Origin of the sequence: Streptomyces sp. RFCAC02, assembly GCF_004193175.1 — a bacterium.
GTDB lineage: Bacteria > Actinomycetota > Actinomycetes > Streptomycetales > Streptomycetaceae > Streptomyces.
Genome location: NZ_SAUH01000001.1, coordinates 5238031 through 5262004, shown reverse-complemented (window position 1 = coordinate 5262004; position 23974 = coordinate 5238031). Strand labels below are relative to the sequence as shown.

Annotated in this window: 23 protein-coding genes and 1 CRISPR repeat array (1 of these 24 cut by a window edge); of the genes, 9 read left to right on the top strand and 14 right to left on the bottom strand. The window is 75.5% G+C overall.

Annotation, left to right across the window (positions count from 1 at the left end; genetic code table 11):
- A CRISPR array of direct repeats spans positions 1-324; the repeat unit is 29 nt; unit sequence CTGCTCCCCGCACGCGCGGGGATGGTCCC; it reaches 377 nt to the left of the window's first position.
- A 97-nt stretch (positions 325-421) separates the two neighbouring features.
- From EMA09_RS24355 to EMA09_RS24335, 5 genes are all read right to left on the bottom strand, one after another.
- Complete coding sequence (locus tag EMA09_RS24355) at positions 422-1858, bottom strand: MFS transporter (RefSeq protein WP_240796544.1); 1437 nt, start codon at positions 1856-1858, stop codon at positions 422-424.
- Positions 1859-2006: 148 nt separating this feature from the next.
- Positions 2007-3377 carry an 8-oxoguanine deaminase gene (locus tag EMA09_RS24350; RefSeq protein WP_129843107.1) on the bottom strand — a complete coding sequence of 457 codons (1371 nt, stop codon included), beginning with the start codon at positions 3375-3377 and terminating at the stop codon, positions 2007-2009.
- Positions 3378-3454: 77 nt separating this feature from the next.
- On the bottom strand, positions 3455-4369 hold the full coding sequence (gene pucL / locus EMA09_RS24345) for a factor-independent urate hydroxylase (protein ID WP_129843106.1): 915 nt from the start codon (positions 4367-4369) through the stop codon (positions 3455-3457).
- Positions 4370-4373: 4 nt separating this feature from the next.
- Positions 4374-4988 (bottom strand): hydroxyisourate hydrolase, encoded by a 615-nt coding sequence (locus tag EMA09_RS29350; protein WP_129843105.1) that lies wholly within the window; start codon positions 4986-4988, stop codon positions 4374-4376.
- A 44-nt stretch (positions 4989-5032) separates the two neighbouring features.
- Complete coding sequence (locus tag EMA09_RS24335) at positions 5033-5407, bottom strand: DUF5955 family protein (protein ID WP_240796543.1); 375 nt, start codon at positions 5405-5407, stop codon at positions 5033-5035.
- A 324-nt stretch (positions 5408-5731) separates the two neighbouring features.
- On the opposite strand from EMA09_RS24335, the gene EMA09_RS24330 reads away from it, so the two are divergent.
- A complete protein-coding gene (locus EMA09_RS24330; protein WP_129843104.1) occupies positions 5732-6418 on the top strand; it encodes a hypothetical protein in 687 nt (228 codons plus the stop codon).
- Positions 6419-6433: 15 nt separating this feature from the next.
- Here EMA09_RS24330 and EMA09_RS24325 read toward each other — a convergent pair whose 3' ends face one another.
- Genes EMA09_RS24325 through EMA09_RS24305 form a run of 5 tightly spaced genes read right to left on the bottom strand, consistent with a single transcriptional unit; the run spans position 6434 to position 12452 of the window.
- Entirely contained in the window at positions 6434-7537 is a 1104-nt protein-coding gene (locus tag EMA09_RS24325; RefSeq protein ID WP_129843103.1) for a winged helix DNA-binding domain-containing protein, read from the bottom strand.
- The gene (locus tag EMA09_RS24320) at positions 7485-8687 is read right to left on the bottom strand and encodes an XdhC/CoxI family protein (RefSeq protein WP_129843102.1); all 1203 of its coding nucleotides are present in this window, start codon (positions 8685-8687) and stop codon (positions 7485-7487) included. Before EMA09_RS24320 ends, EMA09_RS24325 begins: the two co-directional genes overlap by 53 nt.
- Before the next feature lie 2 nt (positions 8688-8689).
- Positions 8690-11065: a xanthine dehydrogenase subunit D gene (gene pucD, locus EMA09_RS24315; RefSeq protein ID WP_129843101.1), complete on the bottom strand. Its 2376-nt coding sequence runs from the start codon at positions 11063-11065 to the stop codon at positions 8690-8692.
- Positions 11062-11565, bottom strand: a complete 504-nt coding sequence (locus EMA09_RS24310; protein ID WP_129843100.1) for a (2Fe-2S)-binding protein — start codon at positions 11563-11565, stop codon at positions 11062-11064. Before EMA09_RS24310 ends, pucD begins: the two co-directional genes overlap by 4 nt.
- The gene (locus tag EMA09_RS24305) at positions 11556-12452 is read right to left on the bottom strand and encodes an FAD binding domain-containing protein (RefSeq protein ID WP_129843099.1); all 897 of its coding nucleotides are present in this window, start codon (positions 12450-12452) and stop codon (positions 11556-11558) included. The genes EMA09_RS24310 and EMA09_RS24305 overlap by 10 nt, the downstream gene beginning before the upstream one ends.
- 218 nt (positions 12453-12670) lie before the next feature.
- Between EMA09_RS24305 and EMA09_RS24300 the strand changes: the two genes are divergently transcribed.
- Positions 12671-14251: a PucR family transcriptional regulator ligand-binding domain-containing protein gene (locus EMA09_RS24300; protein WP_129844231.1), complete on the top strand. Its 1581-nt coding sequence runs from the start codon at positions 12671-12673 to the stop codon at positions 14249-14251.
- Positions 14252-14397: 146 nt separating this feature from the next.
- Positions 14398-15177, top strand: coding sequence for a hypothetical protein (locus EMA09_RS24295; protein ID WP_206305997.1), 780 nt, complete (start codon positions 14398-14400; stop codon positions 15175-15177).
- Here EMA09_RS24295 and EMA09_RS24290 read toward each other — a convergent pair whose 3' ends face one another.
- Positions 15178-15930, bottom strand: a complete 753-nt coding sequence (locus EMA09_RS24290) for a GntR family transcriptional regulator (RefSeq protein ID WP_168220796.1) — start codon at positions 15928-15930, stop codon at positions 15178-15180.
- A gap of 159 nt (positions 15931-16089) precedes the next feature.
- Here EMA09_RS24290 and EMA09_RS24285 point away from each other — a divergent pair, with 159 nt between their 5' ends.
- The 6 genes from EMA09_RS24285 to EMA09_RS24260 all read left to right on the top strand — a co-directional run bounded on the left by EMA09_RS24285 (position 16090) and on the right by EMA09_RS24260 (position 20904).
- Complete coding sequence (locus EMA09_RS24285) at positions 16090-16923, top strand: (2Fe-2S)-binding protein (RefSeq protein WP_129843098.1); 834 nt, start codon at positions 16090-16092, stop codon at positions 16921-16923.
- A gap of 224 nt (positions 16924-17147) precedes the next feature.
- On the top strand, positions 17148-18158 hold the full coding sequence (locus EMA09_RS24280) for a DUF2637 domain-containing protein (RefSeq protein ID WP_129843097.1): 1011 nt from the start codon (positions 17148-17150) through the stop codon (positions 18156-18158).
- Positions 18159-18367: 209 nt separating this feature from the next.
- Complete coding sequence (locus tag EMA09_RS24275; protein ID WP_129843096.1) at positions 18368-19822, top strand: FAD-dependent monooxygenase; 1455 nt, start codon at positions 18368-18370, stop codon at positions 19820-19822.
- 73 nt (positions 19823-19895) lie between these two features.
- Positions 19896-20222, top strand: coding sequence for a PadR family transcriptional regulator (locus EMA09_RS24270; RefSeq protein ID WP_129843095.1), 327 nt, complete (start codon positions 19896-19898; stop codon positions 20220-20222).
- Positions 20219-20581 carry a DUF1048 domain-containing protein gene (locus EMA09_RS24265; protein ID WP_129843094.1) on the top strand — a complete coding sequence of 121 codons (363 nt, stop codon included), beginning with the start codon at positions 20219-20221 and terminating at the stop codon, positions 20579-20581. The genes EMA09_RS24270 and EMA09_RS24265 overlap by 4 nt, the downstream gene beginning before the upstream one ends.
- The gene (locus EMA09_RS24260; protein WP_129843093.1) at positions 20578-20904 is read left to right on the top strand and encodes a DUF1048 domain-containing protein; all 327 of its coding nucleotides are present in this window, start codon (positions 20578-20580) and stop codon (positions 20902-20904) included. The genes EMA09_RS24265 and EMA09_RS24260 overlap by 4 nt, the downstream gene beginning before the upstream one ends.
- A 78-nt stretch (positions 20905-20982) precedes the next feature.
- Here EMA09_RS24260 and EMA09_RS24255 read toward each other — a convergent pair whose 3' ends face one another.
- The 3 genes from EMA09_RS24255 to EMA09_RS24245 are packed head-to-tail and all read right to left on the bottom strand — an operon-like array spanning position 20983 to position 23950.
- On the bottom strand, positions 20983-21480 hold the full coding sequence (locus EMA09_RS24255; RefSeq protein ID WP_129843092.1) for a methylated-DNA--[protein]-cysteine S-methyltransferase: 498 nt from the start codon (positions 21478-21480) through the stop codon (positions 20983-20985).
- A complete protein-coding gene (locus EMA09_RS24250; protein ID WP_240796542.1) occupies positions 21480-23003 on the bottom strand; it encodes an AlkA N-terminal domain-containing protein in 1524 nt (507 codons plus the stop codon). The genes EMA09_RS24255 and EMA09_RS24250 overlap by 1 nt, the downstream gene beginning before the upstream one ends.
- A 56-nt stretch (positions 23004-23059) precedes the next feature.
- Complete coding sequence (locus tag EMA09_RS24245; protein WP_129843091.1) at positions 23060-23950, bottom strand: MBL fold metallo-hydrolase; 891 nt, start codon at positions 23948-23950, stop codon at positions 23060-23062.
- Positions 23951-23974 lie beyond the last annotated feature (24 nt).

Genomic DNA, 23974 nt, shown 5'->3' with positions numbered 1-23974 from the left:
ACGCGCGGGGATGGTCCCGCCTCCCGGGCGGCGTCGTGCATGCCGTCGTGCTGCTCCCCGCACGCGCGGGGATGGTCCCGTCCACTCGGGCTCGACGCCGAGGCGCTGGAGCTGCTCCCCGCACGCGCGGGGATGGTCCCAAGTCCGCGACGGACGTGCACCAGCTTGGCCTCTGCTCCCCGCACGCGCGGGGATGGTCCCTGGTCGGCTGGGAGGCCGGCGACCTTGACCGCGCTGCTCCCCGCACGCGCGGGGATGGTCCCCCGGGGAGACAGAACCCGGCGTACAGGCCGCCCTGCTCCCCGCGATCTCGCCCCGCTGGAGCTGCTCCCCGCACGCGCGGGGTGGTCCCGCGCCGCCGACGGAACGCCCGACCACCCCGGTCTACTCCCCGCAGACGCGGGGATGGTTTCCTTTGGGGTCAGGCTGGTGTGTGGTGGGGTTCTTCGGCTGTCAGGGGGGTTGCGATGTCTTCCAGGCCCTTGCGTTCTGCCTTCACGCCGAGGAACACCTCCACCAGGCCCGCCAGGACCATCAGTGCCGCGCCGATGCAGAAGGCGAGGGTTGTCTCGCTGCGGATGCCGCTCTCGGTCAGGCTCGCGAAGAGCAGGGGGCCGCTGATTCCGCCCGCTGCCGTGCCCACCGCGTAGAAGAACGCGATCGCCATCGCGCGGGTCTCCATCGGGAAGACCTCGCTCACCGTCAGGTAGGCCGACGACGCTCCGGCCGAGGCGAAGAACAGAGCCACGGTCCAGCAGGCCGTCAGGGTGTTCGCCGACAGCACGTCCTGCTGGAACAGGTACGCCGTGCCGAACAGCAGCAGGCCGGACAGGATGTAGGTTCCCGCGATCATCGGTTTGCGGCCCACCGAGTCGAAGAAGCGGCTCAGCAGCAGCGGGCCGAAGAAGTTGCCCAGTGCGATCACGGCGTAGTGCCAGCCCGTGTCGCCGGTCGGCACGTCGTAGAACGTGACGAGGATCGTCGCGAAGCCGAACGTGACCGCGTTGTAGAGGAACGCCTGGCCGACGAAGAGGGAGAGACCGAGAACCGCGCGGCGCGGGTAGCGGCTGAACACCGTGCGCGCGATCGTGATGAAGCCGATCGACTGGCGCTGTTTGATGGTGATCGCCTGATCGGTCTCGGACAGTTCGTGACCGGCGTGCCGCGCTGAGGACTCCGCCTCGTCCACGACCGTCTCGGCCTCCGCGTCATGTCCGTGGATGAACAGCCACCGCGGGCTCTCCGGAACGTGCCGGCGCACCAGCAGGATGACGAGGCCCAGGACGACGCCGAGGCCGAACGCCAGGCGCCAGCCGATGTCCACGGCGAACGTCTCGGTGCGCAGGAAGACCATCGACAGCAGGGCGCCGAAGAACGCGCCGATCCAGAAACTCCCGTTGATGACGATGTCGATCCGGCCCCGGTACTTGCTCGGGATGAGTTCGTCGATGGCCGAGTTGATCGCCGCGTATTCACCGCCGATACCGAAACCGGTCATGAAACGCATCAGGAAGAAGAACCACGGCGTCCAGGAAAATGCCGTGAGCGCGGTGGCGAGCAGGTACACCGCCAGCGTGAGCATGAAGAGTTTCCGGCGCCCGAAACGGTCCGTGAGCCAGCCGAAGAACAGTGCCCCGACGCACGCCCCCGTCACATACATGGCGGCCGCGAAGCCGCTGACCTGCGCCGCCGTGATGGCGATGCCGCTGCCGGGCTCGGCGAGGCGCTCCGCCATGTTGCCGACGAGAGTGACTTCGAGGCCGTCGAGAATCCACACCGTGCCGAGGCCGATGACAATGCGCCAATGCCAGCTCGACCAGGGCAATCGGTCGAGGCGCGCGGGCACGGTGGTGCGCACCGATCCCGTTCCGCCGTCAGCCGCGCGGGGCTTGGCCCGATCGGTCCCGTCCGGTCGCTGAGTTCCCTCGTCCTTGAGCACGATTCATTCTGTGCCCGCCATTCGGCGATCGCATGTCGGTCTTGTTCGGGCGCCGTGCGGAAAGCCGTCAGCGGGCGGCGGCAGCGGCGAGCCGGCGTGCCTCGGCCCCGGCTGCCCGTGCGACGGCGTCCTCGTCGGCCGTGAGCAGGCGGCCGGCCTCCACGACGGGGACGCCGCCGACCGTCGCCAGGGTCACGGGGGCGGGCGGACCGAGGACGAGGGCCGCGACCGGGTCGGTGATCGTGGAATGGCCGAGGCCGTCGAGCCGCCACAGCACGAGGTCGGCGAGCTTGCCCGGCTCCAGGGACCCCAGCTCGGCGTCGCGGCCGATGACGCGGGCGCCGCCGGCCGTGCCGAGGCGCAGGGCCTGGCGGACGGTGAGCGCGCGTTCACGGTGGGGTCCGAGGCGGGCGACGAGCAGGGCGTTGCGCAGCTCGGTGTGCAGCTCGCCCGCCTCGTTGGACGCGGTGCCGTCGACGCCGAGGCCCACCGGCACGCCGGCGGACAGGAGGTCCGGGACACGGGCGATCCCGGCGGCGAGGCGCGCGTTGCTCGACGGGCAGTGCGCCACGCCGGTGCCGGTGCGGGCGAACGCGGTGATGTCGCCGTCCGTCATGTGCACGCAGTGCGCCATCCACACGTCGGGGCCGAGCCAGCCGGCGGACTCCAGGTAGGCCGTGGGTCCCATGCCGAACCGCTCGTGACAGAACTCCGCCTCCTCGGCCGTCTCCGAGCCGTGGGTGTGCAGCCGCACCCCGAGGCGCCGCGCCAGCTCGGCGGACTCGCACAGGAGCTTCGTCGTGACGGAGAACGGCGAGCACGGCGCGACGGCGACCCGCACCATCGCGTCGGGCGCCGGGTCGTGGTGGGCGCGCACCGCGTCCTCGGTGGCGGCGAGGGCGTCGTCGGTGGCCTCGACGGCGAAGTCGGGCGGCAGCCCCCCGTCGGACGCGCCGAGGTCCATCGCGCCGCGCGCGGCGGTGAGGCGTACGCCGATCCCGCCCGCCGCCCGGATCACGGCGCCCAGCAGGTCGCCGGCGCCGCGCGGGAAGAGGTAGTGGTGGTCCACGGCCGTGGTGACGCCGCCGCGCGCCATCATCGCGAGGGAGGCGCGGGCGGCGGCGTGCACCATCGGCTCGTCGATGCAGGCCCAGACCGGGTACGAGGCGCGGAGCCAGTCGAAGAGGTGCGCGTCCTGGGCGAGGCCGCGGGTGAGCCACTGGTAGAAGTGGTGGTGGGTGTTGATCAGGCCGGGGGTGGCGAGGTGGCCGGTGGCGTCGATCCTGCGGGTGACGCCGCCGAGCCCGGCCGGCGCGGGTCCCGGGCCGACGGCCTCGATCCGGCCGCCGGAGAGGACGAGGTGGCCGGTGGCGTGCTCGGTGTCGTGCGCGTCCACGGTGGCGACGGCGCAGTTCTCGATGACGGTCCTGCCGCTCATGGGCTCCTCCGGGGTGGGTCACGGGTCTCGTGCGCGGTTGCCCGGGGAGCCGGGCGGCGATGCCGGCCGGTTCGGCGTCAGGGCGCGGTGAGGTCGGCGGGGATCCGGGCCTCGGCCCCGTCGCGCAGCACGGTGGCCTCGATCAGCCCGTACGGGCGGTCCGCGGCGTAGTAGACGGCGCCGTCGGAGGTTTCGTTCCGCAGGCCGAAGGGTTCGAGATCGACCGGGAAGTGGTGGTTGTTGGGCAGGGAAAGCCGGATCTCGGCGATCTCCGGCCGCTCGTCGATCACCCGCGCGCCCATGTCGTACAGCGTCTGTTGGAGTGACGAGGAGACGGAGCCGGCGAACGCCTCGAGCAGCAGGCCCGTCACGGCGGCGTGGTCCGCATCGAAGTCGCGGCCGGGCTCCGGCGGGCCGTCCGCCGCCTGCCGCCACACGGCCGTCACGTCCGTGGCGAGCACCCGGTCGTCCGTCTCCCGCAGGGTGGTGAAGCGGTCCCGCGCGAAGCCGCAGAACGAGGAGTCCGTCGTGTTCATCACCGTGACCCCCGTGACGCCGCCCAGGACCTCCCACCGCCCCGGCCCGCCGGCGCGGAGGGTGACCTGCGCCGTCCGCACGCCGTGCCCCCCGCGGACGAACGAGTGCGCCCCCGTGCCCGCCTGCGGCAGCCGGTCCCACGCGTACTCCTCGACGCGGACGCGCGCCCGGTCGATCGCCGGCAGCGAGGCGACGAAGTGCCGCGCGAGCAGCGCCGCGAACGCCTCGGGGGACGCGATGCCGTGCTCCCTGGCGAACGCGAAGACGGTGTTCTTCATGGTGTCGGTCGGCAGGACGTCCGCGTTCGAGCCGTCGAGGTGCGCCGCCGCCAGGTCGCCGGAGAGCGCGCAGGAGACGGACAGGTCCCGGACGTGGTGGACGGGGCCGTCGCGCGAGACGCGCAGGACGCGGGTCTCCGCCTTGCCGTACTGGTTCGGGCCGAGTGCGGGCGGCACGGGATCAGCTCCCCCGGTAGACGGAATGGCCGTACGGGCTGAGGAGCAGCGGCACGTGGAAGTGCTCGCCGGGGACGACGCGGAAGGTGACGGCGGCCTCGGGGAAGAACGGCGTGTCCACGGCGAACGTGAGCCGCGCCGCGTCCGCCGCGCCCGGCAGCGCGGGCAGCCCGCCGCAGCGGCCGTCCGCGTCCGTGCCGCCCGTCGCGTGCGGGGTGAACGGCGCGCCGCGGCCGTGGCGCACCGCGAGCGTGACGGGGACGCCGGCGGCCGGGCGGCCGGCGGCGGTGTCGAGGACGTGGGTGGAGACGGTCGCCGTGCCCTCCGCGAGACGGGTGAGGCCCGCCGCGGTGACGGCGGTGAGGCCGGCACGGGTGATGGCGGGCCCGGTGGCCGGGGTGGCGAGCGCGGCCGCGAGGGCGTCGTCACCGAGGGCGGCGACGGCGGCCTCGTTCGCGGCGAGCAGCGCGCCGGTCCCGGGGAACGGGCGGGCGGCGATGAGCCGTGCGGCCCAGGGGTCGGAGGGGCAGACCCGGAGGAGGGCGGCGCGGACGGCGTGTTCGTCGGCGCCGTCGAACCAGGCGAGGCCGGACGCCGCCGGCGGCGTGGGTGACGTCATGACACTCCAGCCAACCGCCCGTCACCTGCCGCGTCAACGAGCCGTCAGCGGTGGCCCGGGGGCCAGGCCACCGGGGGCGACACCGGGGGGCGCTGCCGGAACAGGTAGGGCTCGTCGCGGTCGTACCGCGAGACACCGAACATCTCCAGGGCGTCCCGCAGTTGCGCGACACCGAACGCCAGCGCGCTCACCGAGCCGATCGACGCGACGATCAGCAGCAGGGACTGGCGCAGTTCCGCCGCCACGAAATCACCCGACCGGGTCATGCGGTCGAGGGCGTCCAGTTCGCGGTCGGCGATCTCCCGGTCGGCCAGCGGGGCGGGGTGCCCGCCCAGATCGCGGCGCAATCGGTCGACGGCGGTCCGCAGGCCCGCGATCCGCGGGTCGGCGCAGGCCCCGCCGCGTGCCGCGGCGGTCACTGCCCAACGGGCCGTCTCAGCTTCTCCCGCCACTCAGCCCCTCCCTGCCGTCCTACTCACGATGCTGTGCCCCGTGCGGGCACGCCCGCGCGACGCGGGCGGCCGGTGGGCCGAACAAGGAAAGTAAATATCACTGTCCGCGTACCTCGCCATACGGACCGCGAAGTTCCGGCGGTCACATTCCGGTGAAAACTGCCACGCCATGATGACGCCGCGCAGTCGCCGGGACGTGTGCCGGCGCGGTGTGCCACGGGGCTGCGCGGGAGGGGCCGGATCGGGGACACTGGGTGCCGACCCCGAGAATTGCCTTCCCTGGAGCGTCAGATGGCCAGAAGCGTGCTCGTGCGCTGCCCGGACTGCCACCGGGAGCACACGTACGTCCCGCCCGAGTTCCCGTGCGTCTGCGGGGCGCCGGTGCCGCTGCCCGTCCTCACTTCGGGTGTCGCCCCGGCGATTTCCGTGCGTCACCGATCCTGGTCAGCGGCGTGGACGGAGGTTGACTGCACCCGCTGCGGTCACCAGGGACAGTGGCCGCAGCCGCAGTTCGACTGCTCCTGCGGCGTGACCGTCAGGCTGACGCTGCGGGACGGCGTGCCGGCCGGCGGCGGGGAGGGCCGGGAACCGTTCGGCCCGGTGGCGATCGAGACGGCGTGGGACGGTGTCGCGTGCGCGGCCGAGTTCCTCGGGTGGCTGGGGTTCTGGGGCGTGCGGGGCTCTGTGCCGCGGCCGCCGTCCGGGCTGGACCTGCGCGGTCCCTCCATCGTCGGCGTGGTGGACCAGGGCACCGAGCGCACGGGCGTCCGCCGCGTCGAGACGCTGTGGCTGCACGCGGCGACGGCGAACGCGCTGCCGGTGGCGTTCGCCGTCGCCGGGTTCGAGATGGGAGCGCGGGTGTGCGCGGACGACCTGCGGGTGCCGCTGTTCGTCCTCGAACTGTCCGGTACGCCGCGCGCGGTCAACACGGCGGCTGAACGGCTGGTGGCCGACGGGGCGCCGGACCGCGGCGAGTGATCCCGGGCGGGCGCGTCACTCCCAGCGCACGGTGTGGTCGGCGCCGGGTGCGTGGAACGCCAGGAGCGCCGCGCCCTCGGCCTCGACGGCCGCGCGCTCACCGGGCGTCGGATCGCCGAACGGCGTCAGGGTGAGCACGGCGGCCGTGCCCGCGCGGTCGGTGGTGAGCTGCCAGACGCCCGCGGTGAAGCCGTCGATGAGGAAGGCTGGCAGAGCGCGGTTCTTCCCCGCCCAGATGCGCGCCCGGTCCTCGGGCGTCATGACGCGGGAGCGATCCGCGTGGCCGATCAGCAGGTTGTCGTACTCCGGGAGGAAGCGGGGCGGCGCCGGGGTGTCCGGGTCGGGCCTGGGCGCGTCGGGCAGGTCGAACAGTTCGGTGCCCCGCTCGTCCCTGAAGACGGCCAGTTCATCCTTGAGCCGGGCGAACACCGGCCCGAGACCGGTCAGTCCGGACCAGGTGCCGGCGTCCTTGGCCGACGCGGGACCGAACGCGGCCAGATAGCGGCGCACCAGCGCGTCCGGCTCCGTGTCGGTGCCGAGGGGCGCACCGAGCCAGTGCTCGGCCGTCGTGTGCCGCGCCGCGCCGCCGCGCCGCCACAGGCCGCGCGGGGGCGTCTGCACCATGGGCAGGAAGGCACGGACGGCCTGCCCGAGCGTGTGCGGGTCGACGCCGGGCCACTCGGCGGCCAGCGCCTCGCCGAACTCCCGCAGCGTCCGCGGCTCCTCCTCGGCCAGCGCGCGCGCCGCGACCGCGAGCCGCGCGAGGTCGACGCCGTCGAGCCGGCCGCCGAATCCCGTGCGGATCGGCCCCTCCTTCGCCCGCTGGAGCACCGGGCGCAGGGCGAGGCAGTCGTCCGCCGTGACGGTGTGCAGCGTGGCGCGCTGGAGGCTGAGGCGGACGAACTCCCGTGCCTCGAAGCGCCGTGAGAACGCCTCGGCGTCGAAGCCGTCGAGACGCGACCACAGTGCGGTGTAGTGCGTGCCGGGGACCTGGGTCTGGAGGCCCACCAGGTGCCGTACGGCGTCCGCGGGGTCCATGGACGCCCTCCGCAGCAGCAACTGGCGTTCAAGCAGAGCGCGGTTGAGGGCACGACGGGTCATCACCGGGGGCAAGGTCATGGGCAGACCCTACGGAGGCGGTCCACGGCCCCGGCACGTGCCCCCGGGCGTGGATCGGCCGCCCGGCAGCGGCGTCCGCGTCACCGGTGCCGGTCAGCGGCGCGCCGGTGCCGCCGTGCCGGAGGGCGACGATCTCGGCGGCGATCGACAGGGCGGTCTCCTGGGGGGTGCGCGCGCCGAGGTCGAGGCCGATCGGGGACCGCAGGCGCGCGAGCGCGCCCTCGGTGACCCCGGCGTCCCGCAGCGCCCGCACCCGGGCGGCGTGGGTGCGGCGCGAGCCCATGGCGCCGACGTACGCGAGCGGCAGGGCGAGCGCGCGGGTGAGCAGCGGGACGTCGAACCGGGCGTCGTGGGTGAGGACGCACACGGCCGTGCGCGGGTCGAGGCGCGGGGCCTCGCGGTCCAGGTAGCGGTGCGGCCACTCGGTGACGACCTCGGCGGCGCCGGGGAACCGTTCGGGCGTGGTGAACACGGGCCGCGCGTCGCAGACGGTGACCCGGTGGCCGAGGAACGTCCCGGCCGTCACCAGGGCGGCCGCGAAGTCCACGGCGCCGAAGACCAGCAGACGCGGCGGCGGGAGGCTGGCCTCGACGAACAGCGTGCCGTGCGGGACGCGGACGGTGCCGGTGCGGCCGGCGCGCAGGAGCGCCGCGGCCTCCCGGGCGGCCACGTGGTCGGCGGCGCGCCCGGCGCCGAGCGTGCCGGCCACGGGCTCGCCGGGGCGGACGAGGAGCGCGCCGCCGGCGCCCGTGCCGGTGACGGGGCGGACGAGGGCCGCGGGCCGGCCGGCGGCGGCCGCGTCGAGCGCGGCGGCCACGACGGGGCGTTCCGGGTCGGCGGCGCGCACCGGCGTGACCAGGACCTCGATGCCGCCGCCGCACGTCAGGGCGGGCGCGAACGGGTCGTCGCCGGCCGGCCCGAAAGCCCGCGCGACCCGGCGGCCCCGCTCCAGCGCCGTCCGGCACAGGTCGTGCACGGCCGCCTCGACGCAGCCGCCCGAGACGCTGCCCGCCACCGCGCCGTCCGCCGCGACGGCGAGGGTCGCGCCCGGCAGTCTGGGGGCGCTGCCGCGCACCGCGGTCACGGTGGCGGCGGCCCAGTCCCGTCCCTCCGCCGTCCAGCGGCGCAGGGTCCCCGCGAGTTCGAGCACGGTCAGTCCTCCGGGGCGGTGCCGAGCCGGTCGGCGACGAGGTGGTCGGGGCGCACCGGCACCCGTCGGAGGGCGAGCCCGGTGGCGTCGCGCACGGCGGCGACGACGGCGGGGGTGCTCGACAGGGTGGGTGGCTCGCCGGCGCCGCGCAGGCCGTAGGGGGCGTGCGGGTCGGGGCGTTCCAGGATGTCGACGGGCATCACCGGGGTGTCCAGGACGGTCGGGATCAGGTAGTCGGTGAACGACGGGTTGCGCGCGCGGCCGTCGGGTCCGACGAGGATCTCCTCCATGACGGCGAGGCCGAGGCCCTGGAGCGCGCCGCCGTGGATCTGGCCGGTGACGGCGAGCGGGTTGACGGCCCTGCCCACGTCCTGGGCGGCGGCCAGTTCGACGACCTTCACGAGGCCGAGCGCCGTGTCCACCTCGACGACCGCGCGGTGGGCGCACAGGGCGTACTGCACGTGCCCGTTCCCCTGCCCGGTGACCGGGTCGAACGGCTCGGTCGGCCGGTGCCGGAAGACCGTCTCCCGCTCGACCGGGCCGTCGCGCAGGACGTCGGCGAGCGTCCCGACGGGCGTGCCCGCCGCGTCGAGCACGCGCCCGCCGGACAGCCGCAGCGCGCCGCCCGGCCAGCCGTGCCGCTCCCGGCCGATGCGCAGGACCTCGTCGCGGACGGCGGCGCACGCCTGCCGTACGGCGCCGCCCGTCATGTACGTCTGGCGGGACGCAGAGGACGAGCCGGCCGAGCCGAGCGTCGTGTCGGGCGGCGGCAGCACGACCCTGGTGACGCCGAGTTCGGTGCGGGCGACCTGCGCCTGCACGGTGACGTTGCCCTGCCCGACCTCGGCGGCGGCGCTGCGGACGGTGGCGACGGGCGCGCCGCCGTCCAGTTCCAGGCGGACGCGGGCGGTGGCGTAGTCGTCGAAGCCCTCGGAGTAGGCGGCGTTCTTGATGCCGATGGCGTAGCCGACGCCGCGCACGACGTCCTCGCCGTGGGTGGTGTTGGACAGGCCGCCGGGGAGGGCGCGCAGGTCGGGGGCGGCGCCCGGGGCGGTGGGCTCCCAGGGGCGCTCGGGCGGCAGGGGCCGGTCGCGGACGGTCCGGAGGAGTTCGGCGGCGGGCGCCGGCGCGTCGATGACCTGGCCGGTGGGCATGGTGTCGCCGCGGTCGACGGCGTTGCGGACCCGTACGTCGACCGGGTGGAGGCCGAGCGCGTCGGCGAGCCGGTCCATCTGCGACTCGTACGCGAAGCACGCCTGGACGGCGCCGAAGCCGCGCATAGCGCCGCACGGCGGGTTGTTGGTGTACAGGGCGAGGGCCTCGATGTCGGCGTGCGGCACGCGGTAGGGGCCGATGGCGAGGGACGCGGCGTTGCCGACGACGGCCGGGGAGGACGAGGCGTACGCGCCGCCGTCGAGGACGATGCGGGCCCGCACGTACACGAGGGTTCCGTCGCGCAGGGCGCCGTGCTCGTAGTGGAGGCGCGCGGGGTGGCGGTGGACGTGGCCGAGGAACGACTCCTCACGGTTGTAGACCATCTTGACGGGGCGTCCGGTGCTCAGCGCGAGGAGGCAGGCGTGGGCCTGCACGGACAGGTCCTCGCGGGCACCGAACGCGCCGCCCACGCCGGCCAGGGTGATGCGCACCTTCTCCGGCGGCAGGCCGAGGACGGGGGCGAGCTGCCGCTGGTCGGCGTGGAGCCACTGGGTGGCGACGTACAGGTCGATCCCGCCGTCGTCCGCGGGGACGGCGAGCCCGGACTCGGGTCCCAGCGGCGCCTGGTCCTGCATGCCGATCTCGTAGTCGCCGGTGACGACGACGTCGGCGGTGGGCGCGGCGGCGGCCGTGTCACCGCGTCGGACGGGCTGGCGGTGGAGGACGTTGGGGTGCGGTACGCGGGCGGCGTACGCGTCGGTGCGGTCCGGGTGGAGCACGGGCGCGCCGGGGGCGGTGGCGGTGGCCTCGTCGTGGACGACGGGCAGTTCCTCGTAGGTGACGCGGACGAGAGCGGCGGCGCGGCGCGCGGTCTCCGGGTGGTCGGCGGCGACGAGGGCGACGGGCTCTCCGTGGTGGCGCACGCGGTCGGCGGCCAGGACGGGCTGGTCGGTGATCTCCAGACCGTAGTGGGTGGCGGCGGGCAGGTCGGCGTGGGTGAGGACGGCGGCGACGCCGGGGACGGCGCGCGCGTCGGCGGTGTCGATGGCGAGGACGCGGGCGTGCGCGTGAGGGCTGCGCAGGGTGTGGCCCCACAGCATGTCGTCGTGGCGCAGGTCGGATGAGTACGCGAAGGTGCCGATGACCTTGCGGACGCCGTCGGGGCGGGCGGCGCTGTCGCCGACGCCGCCCGCCCCGGGGCGGGCACGGTCGGGGGCGGTCACCGGGCGTCCGTCTCGGCGCCGGCGGTGGCCTCGCGCGCGGTGCGGGCGGCGGCGAGGCGTACGGCGGCGAGGACGGCCTCGTAGCCGGTGCAGCGGCAGAGGTTGCCCGACAGGGCCTCGCGGATGTCGCCGTCGGACGGGTGCAGGTCCGCTGCGACCAGTGCCTCGGCTGCGACGATCAGGCCGGGCGTGCAGAAGCCGCACTGGACGGCGCCCGTGTCGAGGAACGCCCGCTGCACGGGCGTCAGGTCCCCGCCCGGTCCCGCGAGGCCCTCGACGGTGGTGACCTCGGCGCCCTCCGCCTGCCCGGCGGCCACGAGGCAGGCGCACACCAGGTCGCCGTCCAGCCGCACGGTGCAGGATCCGCACTCGCCCTGCTCGCAGGCGTTCTTCGAGCCCGGCAGGCCGAGCCGCTCCCGCAGGACGAACAGCAGGCTCTCCCCCGGCCACACGCCGTCGGCCGTCCTGGGCCGGCCGTTCACGGTCAGACTCACGCGCACGGGGCGCCTCCTCCGTCGGGTACGGACGCGCGGTGGGCGTCCCAGGTGCGGTGCAGGGTGCGGCGGGCGAGGACGCCGACGGCGTGCCGGCGGTAGGCGGCGGTGCCCCGCACGTCGTCGATGGGCGCGCAGGCGGCCGTCACCAGGTCGCCGAAGCGGCGCACCGCGGACGGCGGGAGCGGGGTGCCGCCGCTCCAGTGCCCGCCCTCCTCCAGCACGCCGGCGAGGAACGCCTCGGCCTCCGGCGCCCGTACGGGGGTGGGCGCGGCCGACCCGATGCCCGTCCGCACGGTCCTGGTGTGCGGGTGCAGGGCGATGGCGAAGGCGCAGACGGCGATCACCATGGCGTTGCGCGTGCCGACCTTCGCGAACTGCTGCGGGCCGCGTGCCGTGTCGATGTGGACGGCCGTGATCAGCTCGTCGGGCGCGAGGGCGTTCCGCTTGGGTCCGGTGTAGAAGGCGTCGACGGGGATGAGGCGGGAGCCGCGCGCCGATACGGCCTCGACGCGGGCGCCGGCGGCGAGCAGCGCGGGGTGGGCGTCGCCCGCCGGGGACGCGGTGCCGAGGTTGCCGCCGACGCCGGCCCGGTTGCGGATCTGCGGCGAGCCGACGGTGCGGGCGGCCAGCGCGAGGGCGGGGAGCGCCGTGGACAGGTGGGCGATGATGTCGCGGTACGGCACGGCGGCGCCGAGCCGTACGGTGTCGGGTCCCGCGTGCCAGGTGCGGAGTTCGGCGATCCGCGACAGGTCGACGACGCGCTCGGGACGGCGGCGGTCGAACGTCAGCTCGACCATGAGGTCCGTGCCGCCGCTCAGCGGGACGGCGTCGGGGTGGGCCGCCTTGACGGCGACGGCTTCCGGCAGGTCGGCCGGACGCAGGAACTCCATCAGCGTGCACTCCCGGGCACTCGCGGGCGGGCCTCCGGCCTCCCAGTACAGCGCGCGGCACGCCCGCCGGGCAGTCACCGATGCCCCGAAGCACCGGGCGGGTCGGCGGCCGGCTCCTGTAGATTCCTACGACGGACGACCGGGGCGGTGGGGCCGCGGCCGGCCGGCACCGCCGGGCGGTGCCCTGGGTGATCCACTCGATCGGGCGGGGGCTGCTCGTGCGTCTTGCGGCGCTGCTGGAGACGGGGGCGCCGGGCCTGCGCCTGCTGGCCGGCGGCGCGGCGGATCTCGAGCGCCGGGTCTCCGGCGTCATGACGACGGACCTGCGCGACCCGAGCCGCTACCTGCGCGGCGGTGAACTGGTCCTGACCGGCCTGGCGTGGTGGCGCGGCCCCGGGGACGCCGGACCGTTCGTCCGCGCCCTGGTCACCGCGGACGTGACCGCGCTGGCGGCCGGCGAGGCGGAGTTCGGCGCCGTCCCCGGGGAGCTGACCGCCGCCTGCGCCGCGTCGGGCCTGCCGCTGTTCGCGGTCCCCGAGGAAGTGCCGTTCGCCGACCTCACCGAGTACGTGATGCGCCGCGTGTCGGGGGAACGGGCGGGTGACCTCGCCGCCCTCGTGGAGCGGCACCGCAGGCTCGTCGACGCGGGCCCCGGGGGCGACGGGCCGCAGGCCGTCCTCGACCTGCTCCGCGGCGACCTGGGCCTGCCCGCGTGGGTGCTGTCGCCGACGGGCCGGCGGGTGGCGGGGCGTGAGCCGCTGTCGGCCGAGGTGGCGCGGGAACTCGTGCGGCAGGGACTCAGGGCCGCCCGCACCGGGCGCCCGGCACCGTACCGGTGCGCGGCGGGCGCGGTGCACGCCCTGTTCCCCATCCGGCCGGACGGCGGCCCGGCGGCGTCAGGACTGCCGGCCGACCGGCTGCTTGCCGTGCGCTCCGATCCCGCCGACTGGCCCGCGGAGCGGCACGCCCTGCTGGCGGGCGTGGCGCGGCTCCTGGCCGCCGAGCGGGACCCCGGCCGGGACGTGCGGGCGGTGCGCCGCCGCCTCGCCCGCGAGGTCGTCGACCTCCTCGCCGCGGGCGCGCCCGCCGCCGAGGTCGGGGCACGGCTGCGCGTCGCGCGGCCGGCGCGGACGCCCGCCGTGCCCGAGCCGCGCTGGCAGGTCGTGACGGCCCGTCTGACGCCGCCGGGCGGTGCCGGCCCCGGGGCGGACGCTGTGCGGACCATCCTGGAGGAACTGCTCCCGGACGCGGCCGTCGCGTCCGGGGACGACGGCGAGGCGGTGGCGCTCGTACCGGTGGCCGGTGAACTGCTCGCCGGGCCGCTGCTCGCCCCGGTGCGGACCGTCGTCGCGGCCGGTCTCGGCCCCGGCGCGCGGCTGACGTTCGGCGTGAGCGGCGCGGTGGCCGAGACGGCGTCGCTCGGCGGCGCGCTGGAGGAGGCGCGGCACGCCCGCCGGGCCGCCGCGGCGCGGCCCGGCCCCGTCGAGGGCGCGGGCCGGGAGGACCTGGCGTCGCACGTGCTGCTGCTCCCGTTCGTGCCCGGGGACGTGCGGCGGGCGTTCACGGGGCGGCTGCTCGATCCGCTGCGCGCGTACGACCGGCGGCACGGCGCGCAGCTCGTGCGGACCCTGGAGGAGTTCCTGGCGGCCGACCGTTCGTGGACGCGCTGCGCGGCGCGGCTGCACGTCCACGTCAACACGCTGCGTTACCGCATCGGGCGCGTCGAACACCTGACGGGCCGTGACCTGTCGCGTCTTGAAGACGCGGTGGACTTCCTGCTGGCGCTGCGGATGCGGTGAGTCAGCACCCCCGCGAGGGGCGCGGACGGCGTCCGGAGGAACTTGTGAACTGTTTCACGCAGCCCTCTTGGCCCCGCGCCCGGGGCCGTGCTGAGATGCAGTCGGATCACGGACGTATCTCGGCTCGACGAAGCGCTGGAGGGCATGTGACGGAGACCGCCGTACCACTTTCCGTGAGACCTGCGGGCGGTGACCCGCTCGACAGCGCGGTATGGCGACTGAGGTCACGGGGCTGCTGGGAGGACGCCGCGAGCCTCCTGGAGCCCCGGGCGGCGAGCGACCCCCGGGCGGCCCTCTCGCGTGCCGCGCTGCTGGTGGAGCGCTGCCTGTTCACCTCGGAGGGCTGGGGCAGGGCGGAGGAGGCGCTGCGGGCCGCCGAGTCCCTGGTGCCGGGGGACGAGGAACGGGGGGCCGCCGCCTGCGAGCGCGGGTTCCTCGCGTTCGCCTCGACCTGGCTCGGGGTCCGCGACCGGGCCGACGAGGCGCGGGCGGCGCTCGGCCGCGCGGCGGCGCTGCTCGCCCCCGACTCGCCGGGGCGCGCGCTCCTCGACTTCCGGCGCGGCCTGATGGCCGAGCACGTCAGCGGCAACCCGCAGGCCGCCGAGGCCGGCTACCGGCGGGCGCACAACGAGGCGGTGCGCCGGGGGGACGCCCTGCTCGGCTCGTACACCTGGCAGCGGCTGGGCGCCCTCGCCGCGCTCGCGGGGGACGCGCAGGAGGCGCGGCACGGGTTCACGCAGTCGCTGCGGCTGCGGGAGGAGGCCGGGTTCCTGGTGGGGATCGCGCCGGCGCTCGTCGCGCTCGCCGAGGTGGAGCCCGAGCCGGAGGCGCAGCGGCTCATGGCGGAGGCGCGCCGGCTCTTCGGGCTGCTGGGGGGCGTCCCGCGCTGGCTGGGGCCGCGCCTCGAACCGCCGCCCGAGGACTGATCAGGACCCGTCGGGGCCGGCGAGGTGGTCGCGGGCGAGCCGTTCCGCGGCCACGAGGTCGCCCGCGGCGAGCGCGTCGAGGAGCGCGCCGTGCTCCAGCGCGTCGGCCAGTAAGGCGGCGGGGTCGGGCAGCGGGGCGTGCGCCGGGGGCGTCTGGGCCTTGCGGTGGAGGTCGTGGGCGACGGCCACCAGGTGACGGTTGCCGGTGAGCCCGAGGAGCGCGCGGTGGAAGCGGCGGTCGGCGTCGGCGTACGCGGCGCGGTCGCCCATCGAGGCGGCGAACACGGTGTCGTCGGCGAGGGGGCGCAGGTCGTCCCAGCGCTCCGGGGGCAGGGTGCGGGCCAGGCGCAGCAGGGCCGGCACCTCCAGGGCGGCGCGGACCTCGGCGAGTTCGGCGGCGTCGCGGCGGCTGCGGGCGGCGACACGGAAACCGCGGTTCGGGACGGTCTCGACCGCGCCCTCGCTCACGAGCTGCTGCATGGCCTCGCGGACTGGGGTCGCCGAGACTCCGTACCGCTCGGCGAGCGCGGGCGCCGAGTACGTCGCGCCGGGGGCCAGCTCGCCGGTGGCGAGGGCGTCGCGCAGCGCGGCGAGCACCTGGGCGCGGACGGAGTGGCGCTGCGGGGGCGCGGGGGCCGGGCCGGCTGCGGCGGGCGGCCGGCCGGGGGCCGGGTGCGGGCCGACGCGCCGGGACCCGCTTCCGTTCGGGTGGGCTCCATGGCGTCCGGTCCGTCCCTTCGTGCCCAAACTCAACGCGGTTCCAGCACCCTAGGGCCTGTCCGGCAATCCTGCCTTCCCCGCGACGGGACCGCCGGACGGACCCCGGGGTCCGCCGGCCCCGGCGCGAACCCCTCGCGATCGTCAGGTAAGGTAAGGCTAACCTGCACAAGATCACGATCCACCGGTGGTTCCATGACCGTCCCCGCCCTCGCGACAGCCACACCGCTCGGCCCCGCGTACCGCCGTGTCACCGAGGCCATGCCGGCCCTGCGGATCACCGAGGAGGCCGGGGCGCTCCCCGAGGGCGAGGGCTGGGTGCGGGGCGACGCGCTCGCGGAGGACCCGGCGGTGCTCGACGCGTTCTGCGCCCGGGACGCCGAGCAGATCCGCGCCGACTACGGGCGGACGGCCCGGCCCGACGTCGTGGCGGCCTTCGCGCTGCACCGGTACGCGTGGCCGGCGGCCGTCCTGTTCACCGTGCCGTACTTCCTGCTGCGACGCGTGCCGCTGCTGGCACCGGGCGACGTGGCGTTCCACCGGGGCGCGTACCGGATGAGCGTGCGGACGGGCGCGTTCGTCTGCCTGCCGGACGACCCGGCCGCCGCCGACCCGCGGGCGCGCGTCGTACCGGACGAGGAGGCGCTGCGGGCCGCGCTGCGGCAGGCGGCGGCCGACCACCTCGGCCCGGTGCTCGCGGCCTTCGGTCCGCGCATGCGGCGCGGACGGCGGGCGCTGTGGGGCGCGGCGACCGACGAGCTGGTCGAGTCCCTCTGGTACTTCGGGCACCTCTTCGACGAGGAGGAGCGCGCGATGGAGGAGGCCGGGCTGCTGCTGCCCGGCGCCACCGCGCCGTACACGCAGGGGGCGTCGTTCCGCGCGCTGACCGGCCCGGCCGGCGAGCGCCTGATGACGCGCGACCGGGCGAGCTGCTGCATGTTCTACACGCTGCGGCCCGAGGCGACCTGCGTGACGTGCCCGCGCACCTGCGACAGCGAGCGCGTGACGCGGCTGGCGGCGGCCGGCTGACGGGCCGGCAGCTCATAACAGATTGCTCACCGGCGCGCCCGGTTTTCGACGGAACGCCACGCGACCGGGGGATTCGCCCCGGAATCGGCTGACGTCGCCTCAGGTAGCATCCACAGTTCTTCCGTACGGCCGGGCCGCCCGGGGCGCGCGACGCCCCCGCCCCCGGTCCGTCTTCGATCCGGCACGGGCAGCGCGCCTCCGCGCGCCTGGCGAGGGGCAGGTTCATGGCACTGACGGACATAGACGTGAGCTGGGGCGTGGCGGGCTGCGTGCTGCTCGCCGGCATGCTGCTCGCCGTCTTCCTCCTGACACGCGGACGCCGGCCGAGCGGCGAGCACGCCGACACCGGCGACTCGTGGGAGCGCATGGAGGCCGCACGCAGGCGCCGGGAGCGGAGCTACGCGATCCTCTCCTACACGCTGCTGTTCTGCTGCGCCGGCGTGGCCGCCGCCCTCTCGTTCCAGGGCCTGGTCGGCTTCGGGCGGGAGAACCTGGACCTGTCCGGCGGCTGGGAGTACCTGGTGCCGTTCGGGCTGGACGGGGCGGCGATGTTCTGCGCCGTGATCGCGGTGCGCGAGGCGAGCCACGGCGACTCGTCGATGGGCTCGCGCCTGCTGGTGTGGCTCTTCGCGGGGGCCGCCGCCTGGTTCAACTGGGTCCACGCCCCCCGCGGCGCGGACCACGAGGGCGCGCCGCAGTTCTTCGCCGCCATGTCGCTGTCCGCGGCGGTGCTGTTCGACCGCGCGCTGAAGCAGACGCGGCGCGCGGCGCTGCGTGAGCAGGGGCTCGTGCCGCGTCCGCTGCCGCAGATCCGCTTCGTGCGCTGGCTCCGCGCCCCGCGCGAGACGTACGCCGCCTGGTCGCTGATGCTGCTGGAGGGCGTCCGGTCGCTGGACGAGGCGGTCGAGGAGGTCCGCGAGGACCGCCGTACCAAGGAGGACGAGCGCCGGCGTCGCCGGGAGCGCCGGCACCTGGAGCGGGCGCGGCTGAAGGCCATCAGCCGTCAGCGGGGCGCACTGGGGCGCGGCGGCCGGGGCGAGGTCCCGGCGGTGACGGCCGGTGAGCCGGCGCAGTCGGCGCCCGCCGCGCTGGAGGCGGGCGGCGCAGGACAGCCGAGAGCGGCGCTCGGCACCTCCGGCTCCGCCCCGGCCGGTGACGACGGCTCGTTCGCGGCCGAGCCGAGGCTGGACTCGCTGGAGGAGAAACTCGCCCGCATCGAGCGGCAGTTCGGCTGACGTGCGGATCGGTCCGCCGCGCGTGGAAACCGTTGGACGGGATGCCGTCCCGGCTTGTAGCGTGCGGTGGACCGTGACGCCGCCCGAGGAGGTGAGACCCATGACGCTGTATCGATGTGGGTGCTCCCCCTCCCCGTCACGGCCTGGCGGCTGACGCAGCCGCCGCCGGGAGCGCCTTTCCGCAGAGGGCACTCCCGAAAGGCTTCACCATGCACTCCTCGCATGTCCCCGACGGCCCGTACGACGTGATCATCGCCGGGTGCGGTCCGACCGGCGCGATGCTGGCCGCCGAACTCCGGCTCCACGGCGTCCGGGTGCTCGTCCTGGAGAAGGACACCGAGCCGGTCTCACCCATCCGCGTCGCCGCCCTGCACATGCGCAGCATGGAACTGATGGCGATGCGCGGGCTCCTGGAGCGCCTCCAGCAGCACGGGAGGAAGCGTCCGGCCGGCGGATACTTCGCCGCGATCGGCACTCCCGCGCCCGAGGGGCTCGATCCCGCGTACGCCCACCTGCTGGGCATTCAGCAGCCGGTCGTCGTCCGCCTGCTCGAAGAGCACGCGATCCACCTGGGCGCGCGGATCACGCACGGGCGTGCCGTGACCGGTCTCGCGCAGGACGACGAGGGCGTGACCGTCGAACTGGCCGACGGCGAGCGGCTGCGCTCGCGCTTCCTCGTCGGCTGTGACGGCGCGCGCAGTACGGTGCGCACGCTGCTCGGTGTCGGTTTCCCCGGCGAGCCCTCGCGGAACGACACGCTGATGGGCGAGATGGAGGCGGGGGCGCCGCAGGAGGAGATCGCCGCCCGGGTGTCCGAGATCGGACAGGCCCTGCCGCGCTTCCAGTTCAGGCCCTTCGGCGGGGGCCGGTACGGCGTCGTCGTCCCCGGCGTGGGAGCCGGTGACCGCGCGGAGCCGCCCACCCTGGAGGACTTCAGGGAGCGGCTGCGCGCCGTCGCGGGGACCGATTTCGGCGTGCACTCCCCGCGCTGGCTGTCCCGTTTCGGGGACGCCACCCGGCTCGCGGAACGCTACCGGGCCGGGCGTGTGCTGCTGGCCGGCGACGCGGCGCACATCCATCCCCCCATCGGCGGTCAGGGGCTCAACCTGGGCGTGCAGGACGCGTTCAACCTCGGCTGGAAACTGGCCGCGCAGGTCCGCGGGTGGGCGCCGGTGACCCTGCTGGACACCTACGAGGCCGAACGCCGTCCGGTCGCCGCGGCCGTCCTGGAGAACACCCGCGCCCAGACGGAGCTGCTGTCCACCGAGCCGGGCCCGCGGGCCGTGCGCGGGCTGCTGACCGAGCTGATGGCCTTCGACGAGGTGAACCGCCACCTGTTCGAGAAGATCGCCGCGACCGGCATCCGCTACGACGTCGGGGAAGGCCCCGACCTGCTCGGCCGCCGGCTGCCCGACATCGCGGTGAAGGACGGCCGCCTCTACGGCCTGCTGCACCGGGGGCGCGGCCTGCTGCTCGACCGCACCGGACGCCTGGGCGCCGCCGGCTGGTCGGACCGGGTGGACCACCTCGCGGACCCCACCGCGGCGCTGGACGTCCCCTGCGTCCTGCTGCGGCCCGACGGTCACGTCGCCTGGATCGGCGACGATCAGCGGGACCTGGACGACCACCTGTCCCGCTGGTTCGGCGAGCCCGCGGGCCACTGACACCCCCACTATTCAGTGGTACCGTGTAGCAGTACCCGGCACCACAGAGTACTGGATTCGGGGAGGGTTCGCGTTGGACGACCTGACAGAGATGCTGAAGGGCACCCTCGAAGGGTGCGTGCTCCAGATCATCGGCAGCGAGGAGACCTACGGGTACGCCATCACCCGCCGGCTGAACGACCTCGGCTTCACCGATGTCGTCGAGGGGACGGTGTACACCATCCTGCTGCGGCTGGAGAGGAACGGACTCGTCCGGGTGACGAAACGGCCGTCCGGAGTCGGACCGCCGCGCAAGTTCTACGCGCTCAATGACGCCGGCCGGGAGAGACTCGCGGCGTTCTGGGCGAAATGGCAGTACGTGTCGTCACGCATCGACAGGCTCAGGGAGGACGGGAGATGAGCTTCTGGGAGACCGTCACCGGCAGTGATCTCACGAGGCAGTGGAAGGCGTTCGAGACCAGGGCCGCGGCCCTTCCGGACGAGCACCGGGCGGCGTGGGAGCAGATCAAGGGCCACCTCTTCCCCTACGGGGACTTCACCGGCCGCAACCTGACGCCGATCGCCGACGCCGCCCTGGCGCTGCTGGAGGAGTCGGCGGCGGACGGGCAGCGCGTCCACGAGGTGCTCGGCGACGACATCGGGGGCTTCTGCGCCGCGCTGGCCGGCGGCGAGGGCGCCCGCACCTACCGCGACCGGTGGCGCGAGCAGTTGAACAGGAACGTCGCGAGGAAGCTGGGCCGGCTGGAGGGGACGAGATGAGCATCCGGGACATCGTCGAGGGCAAGAAGCAGTGGCGGGCGCATGTGGCGCGGGTCAAGGCGCTCCCGCCGGACTACCGGATCGTCTACCAGGAGATGCAGAAGTACCTGTTCAAGGTGGGTCCGGTCGAGCTGGCCGACGGGCATCTGCTCTCCGGGGTCGTCGACTTCTTCGAGGAGGGCGCCGCCGGGGGCAAGGGCGTCCTGGAGCTGATCGGCAGCGATGTCGCCGCGTTCTGCGACGACCTGATCAAGGACTCGCGCACCTACGCGGACCTGTACCAGGAGTCCCTGAGCAAAAACCCCGGCACGGGCGCGCGGTAGCACCCGCCGTCCCGTCCCCCGGGTGTCCCCCCGCGCGCATGGCACCGGCGCGGGGGGACACCCCTGTGTGCCGCCCTGTCAGATGGCGGTGAGCTGCGCGGGGAGGACGCCTTCGAGGCCGAGGAGGAGCTGCTTCCTGTGCAGGCCGCCCGCGTAGCCGGTGAGGGAGCCGTTCGCGCCGAGCACCCGGTGGCAGGGGCAGACGACGGACAGCGGGTTCGCGCCGATGGCGCCGCCCACGGCGCGTACGGAGGCGCGCGGCAGGCCGGCGCGCGCGGTGACCTCGCCGTAGGTGAGGGTGGCGCCGTACGGGATGGTGTGCAGGGTGGACCACACCCGCTGCCGGAACGCGCTGCCCACCGGCTCCAGGTCGAGGGTGAACTCGGTCAGCTCACCGGCGAAGTAGGCGTCGAACTGGCGCGCGGCCCCGGCGAACGCGGCGTCGTCGCGCGTCCAGTCGTCCCCGACGCCCGTGGCGCCCTTCTGTCCCGGCACGGTGACGGAGGCCAGGGTGCCGGGGCGCGGTCCCGCGATCAGCAGGTCGCCGAGGGGGCTGGGGTGCACGGTGTAGAGCATCAGGCGTTCTCCCTGGTGTGGGTGTGCGGCGGGCGGTGCCCGCTGTCGTCCGACGGCGCGGGGGCCGGCGAGGTGGCGTTCCACAGATGATGGACGGCGTACGAGCGCCAGGGCCGCCACGCGTCGGCGGCGGAGGCGTCGGCGCCGACGAGGCGCAGGCCGTGACGGACCCCGGCGTCGCCGGTCAGCAGGACATCGGGGTCGCCGAGCGCCCGCATCCGCAGGTAGCCGGCGGTCCAGGGGCCGATGCCGCGCAGGGCGAGGAGGGCGCGTTCGGTCGCGTCGCGGTCGGCGCCCGGGTCGAGGGACACGGTGCCGTCGGCGAGTGCGGCGCACACCGTGCGGATGGTGGCGCGGCGAGACTCGGGCATGCCCAGCTCGGTGAGGGCCGCGCCGGCGAGGGTGCCTGCGTCGGGGAAGGTGTGGGTGAGCCCGCCGTCCGGCGCGTCCAGCGGCTTGCCGTGGGCGGCGACGAGGGTGCTGCCCAGCGTGCGGGCGCCGGCGACGGTGATCTGCTGCCCGAGGACCGCGCGGACGGCCAGCTCGGCCGGGTCGGCGGCGCCGGGCGAGCGCAGGCCGGGGCGTGCGGCGACGAGGGGGGCGAGGTACGGGTCGGCGCCGAGGCGTTCGGCGACGGCGTACGGGTCGGCGTCGAGGTCGAACAGGCGGCGTACGCGCTGCACGGCGGTCGTCAGGTCGCGGGGGTCGGCGAGGAGCAGGCGGCACGGCAGCCAGTGGCCGCCCGCGCGGCCCGGGTACTCCCCCACCTCGGCGATGCCGGTGCCGTGCGGCAGGACGAGGGTGCGGCGGTAGCGGCGGCGGCCGGGCGTCCCCGTCACCTCCTCGACGCCGGCCAGGGCGCGCAGGGCGAGGAAGTCGAAGACCTGGCGCGCGTCGTAGGGGCCGCGGTGGGCGAGGCGCAGGGAGATGCCGCCGGCGCCCGTGCCGGTGGCGGCGTGGTCGCGGGGTGCGGTGGCGCGCAGTTCGGTGGGGGTGCGGCCGTACACGGCGCGGACGGTGTCGTTGAACTGGCGGACGCTCGCGAAGCCCGCGGCGAACGCGACCTCCGTGATCGGCATGCCGGTGGTCTGGATCAGGACGCGCGCGGTGTGGGCGCGCTGGGCGCGGGCGAGGGCGACGGGACCCGCGCCGAGTTCCTCGGTGAGCTGGCGCTGCACCTGGCGGGCGCTGTAGCCGAGGCGGCTGGCGAGGCCGGCGACGCCCTCGCGGTCCACGACGCCGTCCGCGATGAGCCGCATGGCGCGGCCCACCGCGTCGGCGCGGGCGTTCCACTCGGCGGAGCCGGGCACCGTGTCGGGGCGGCAGCGGCGGCAGGCGCGGAACCCGGCCGCCTGGGCCGACGCGGCGGAGCAGTGGAAGCGGACGTTCTGCCGCTTGGGGGTGGTGGCCGGGCAGCTCGGCCGGCAGTACACCCCGGTGGTGACGACGGCGGTGAAGAACACGCCGTCGAACCGTTCGTCGCGGCTGCGCACCGCCTCGTACCTGCTGTCATCGGTCAACACCCCTCCAGTGTGCGCCGTGCCCGGCGGGTGGACTGGCGGGAATCGGACACGGAGGTTCAGTCGTCCACCGGCTCCCAGACGGGGCCCCGGGCGGTGGTCACGACGCGGCCGAAGGGGACGTCGGCGAAGTGGTTGCCGTATCCGACGACGCCGGGTCCGGCGAGTTCGGCGAGGAGCCGGCGACGGCTGTCGGCGGCGGCGGTGACGTCGGTGTCCGGCGCGGTGCGCCACTCGGGGTGGTCGAACTGGCCGGGCGAGTGGAGGGTGTCGCCGAAGGCGATGAGGCGGCGGCCCCCGCCGGTGATCTCGTACGCGGTGTGGCCGGCCGTGTGACCGGGGAACAGGCGCAGGCGGACGCCGGGGAAGATCTCCTCGCCCTCCGGGACGGTGCGGACCCGCCGGGCGAGGGCCGCGAGGGCGGCCCGGGTGACGCCCTCCGCCTCGGCGTGCGCGCGGTGCTCCCATTCGGGTTCCGAGAACAGGTGGACGGCCCCGGGGAACGGCGACCGCCCGGTCAGGGGGTCGGTGTGGGCGGCCCAGCCGACGTGGTCGGGGTGGAGGTGGGTGACGGCGATGGCCTCGATGCGGGAGGGGGCGACGCCGGCGGCCACGAGTCCGTCGACGAGGGCGCCGCCGCGCAGCGCGCCGATGGGGGCGCCGGGGACGGCGGGCAGGTCGACGGGGCCGACACCGGAGTCGATGAGGAGGGCGCGTCCGTCCCGCTCGACGAGGAGCGCGCCGATGCTGCCGACGAGGTTGCCGGTGGCGTCGAGGTGTGCGGCACGCTCACCGGTCCAGGTCTCCGGCGTGGTGTCGGGGAACCAGCCGTGCGGGACGAGCTGGACGGCACCGTCCGGTACGTGGGTGACGGTGAGGTCGCCAAGGCGGAGGGAGCGGGTGCGGGCGGGGCTGCGGAAGCGCTCGCCGAGGAGCGTGGGCGTCGTCATGGCACGACGATATGCTTCAAGCTC

Bases quoted from the DNA above. Each gene is read 5' to 3' on its own strand.
- EMA09_RS24350 (WP_129843107.1), bottom strand. From the start codon at position 3,377: ATGAGCGGCAGGACCGTCATCGAGAACTGCGCCGTCGCCACCGTGGAC.
- EMA09_RS29350 (WP_129843105.1), bottom strand. From the start codon at position 4,988: ATGACGTCACCCACGCCGCCGGCGGCGTCCGGCCTCGCCTGGTTCGAC.
- EMA09_RS24330 (WP_129843104.1), top strand. From the start codon at position 5,732: ATGGCCAGAAGCGTGCTCGTGCGCTGCCCGGACTGCCACCGGGAGCAC.
- EMA09_RS24325 (WP_129843103.1), bottom strand. From the start codon at position 7,537: ATGACCTTGCCCCCGGTGATGACCCGTCGTGCCCTCAACCGCGCTCTG.
- EMA09_RS24305 (WP_129843099.1), bottom strand. From the start codon at position 12,452: ATGGAGTTCCTGCGTCCGGCCGACCTGCCGGAAGCCGTCGCCGTCAAG.
- EMA09_RS24285 (WP_129843098.1), top strand. From the start codon at position 16,090: ATGACCGTCCCCGCCCTCGCGACAGCCACACCGCTCGGCCCCGCGTAC.
- EMA09_RS24280 (WP_129843097.1), top strand. From the start codon at position 17,148: ATGGCACTGACGGACATAGACGTGAGCTGGGGCGTGGCGGGCTGCGTG.
- EMA09_RS24275 (WP_129843096.1), top strand. From the start codon at position 18,368: ATGCACTCCTCGCATGTCCCCGACGGCCCGTACGACGTGATCATCGCC.
- EMA09_RS24265 (WP_129843094.1), top strand. From the start codon at position 20,219: ATGAGCTTCTGGGAGACCGTCACCGGCAGTGATCTCACGAGGCAGTGG.
- EMA09_RS24260 (WP_129843093.1), top strand. From the start codon at position 20,578: ATGAGCATCCGGGACATCGTCGAGGGCAAGAAGCAGTGGCGGGCGCAT.
- EMA09_RS24255 (WP_129843092.1), bottom strand. From the start codon at position 21,480: ATGCTCTACACCGTGCACCCCAGCCCCCTCGGCGACCTGCTGATCGCG.
- EMA09_RS24245 (WP_129843091.1), bottom strand. From the start codon at position 23,950: ATGACGACGCCCACGCTCCTCGGCGAGCGCTTCCGCAGCCCCGCCCGC.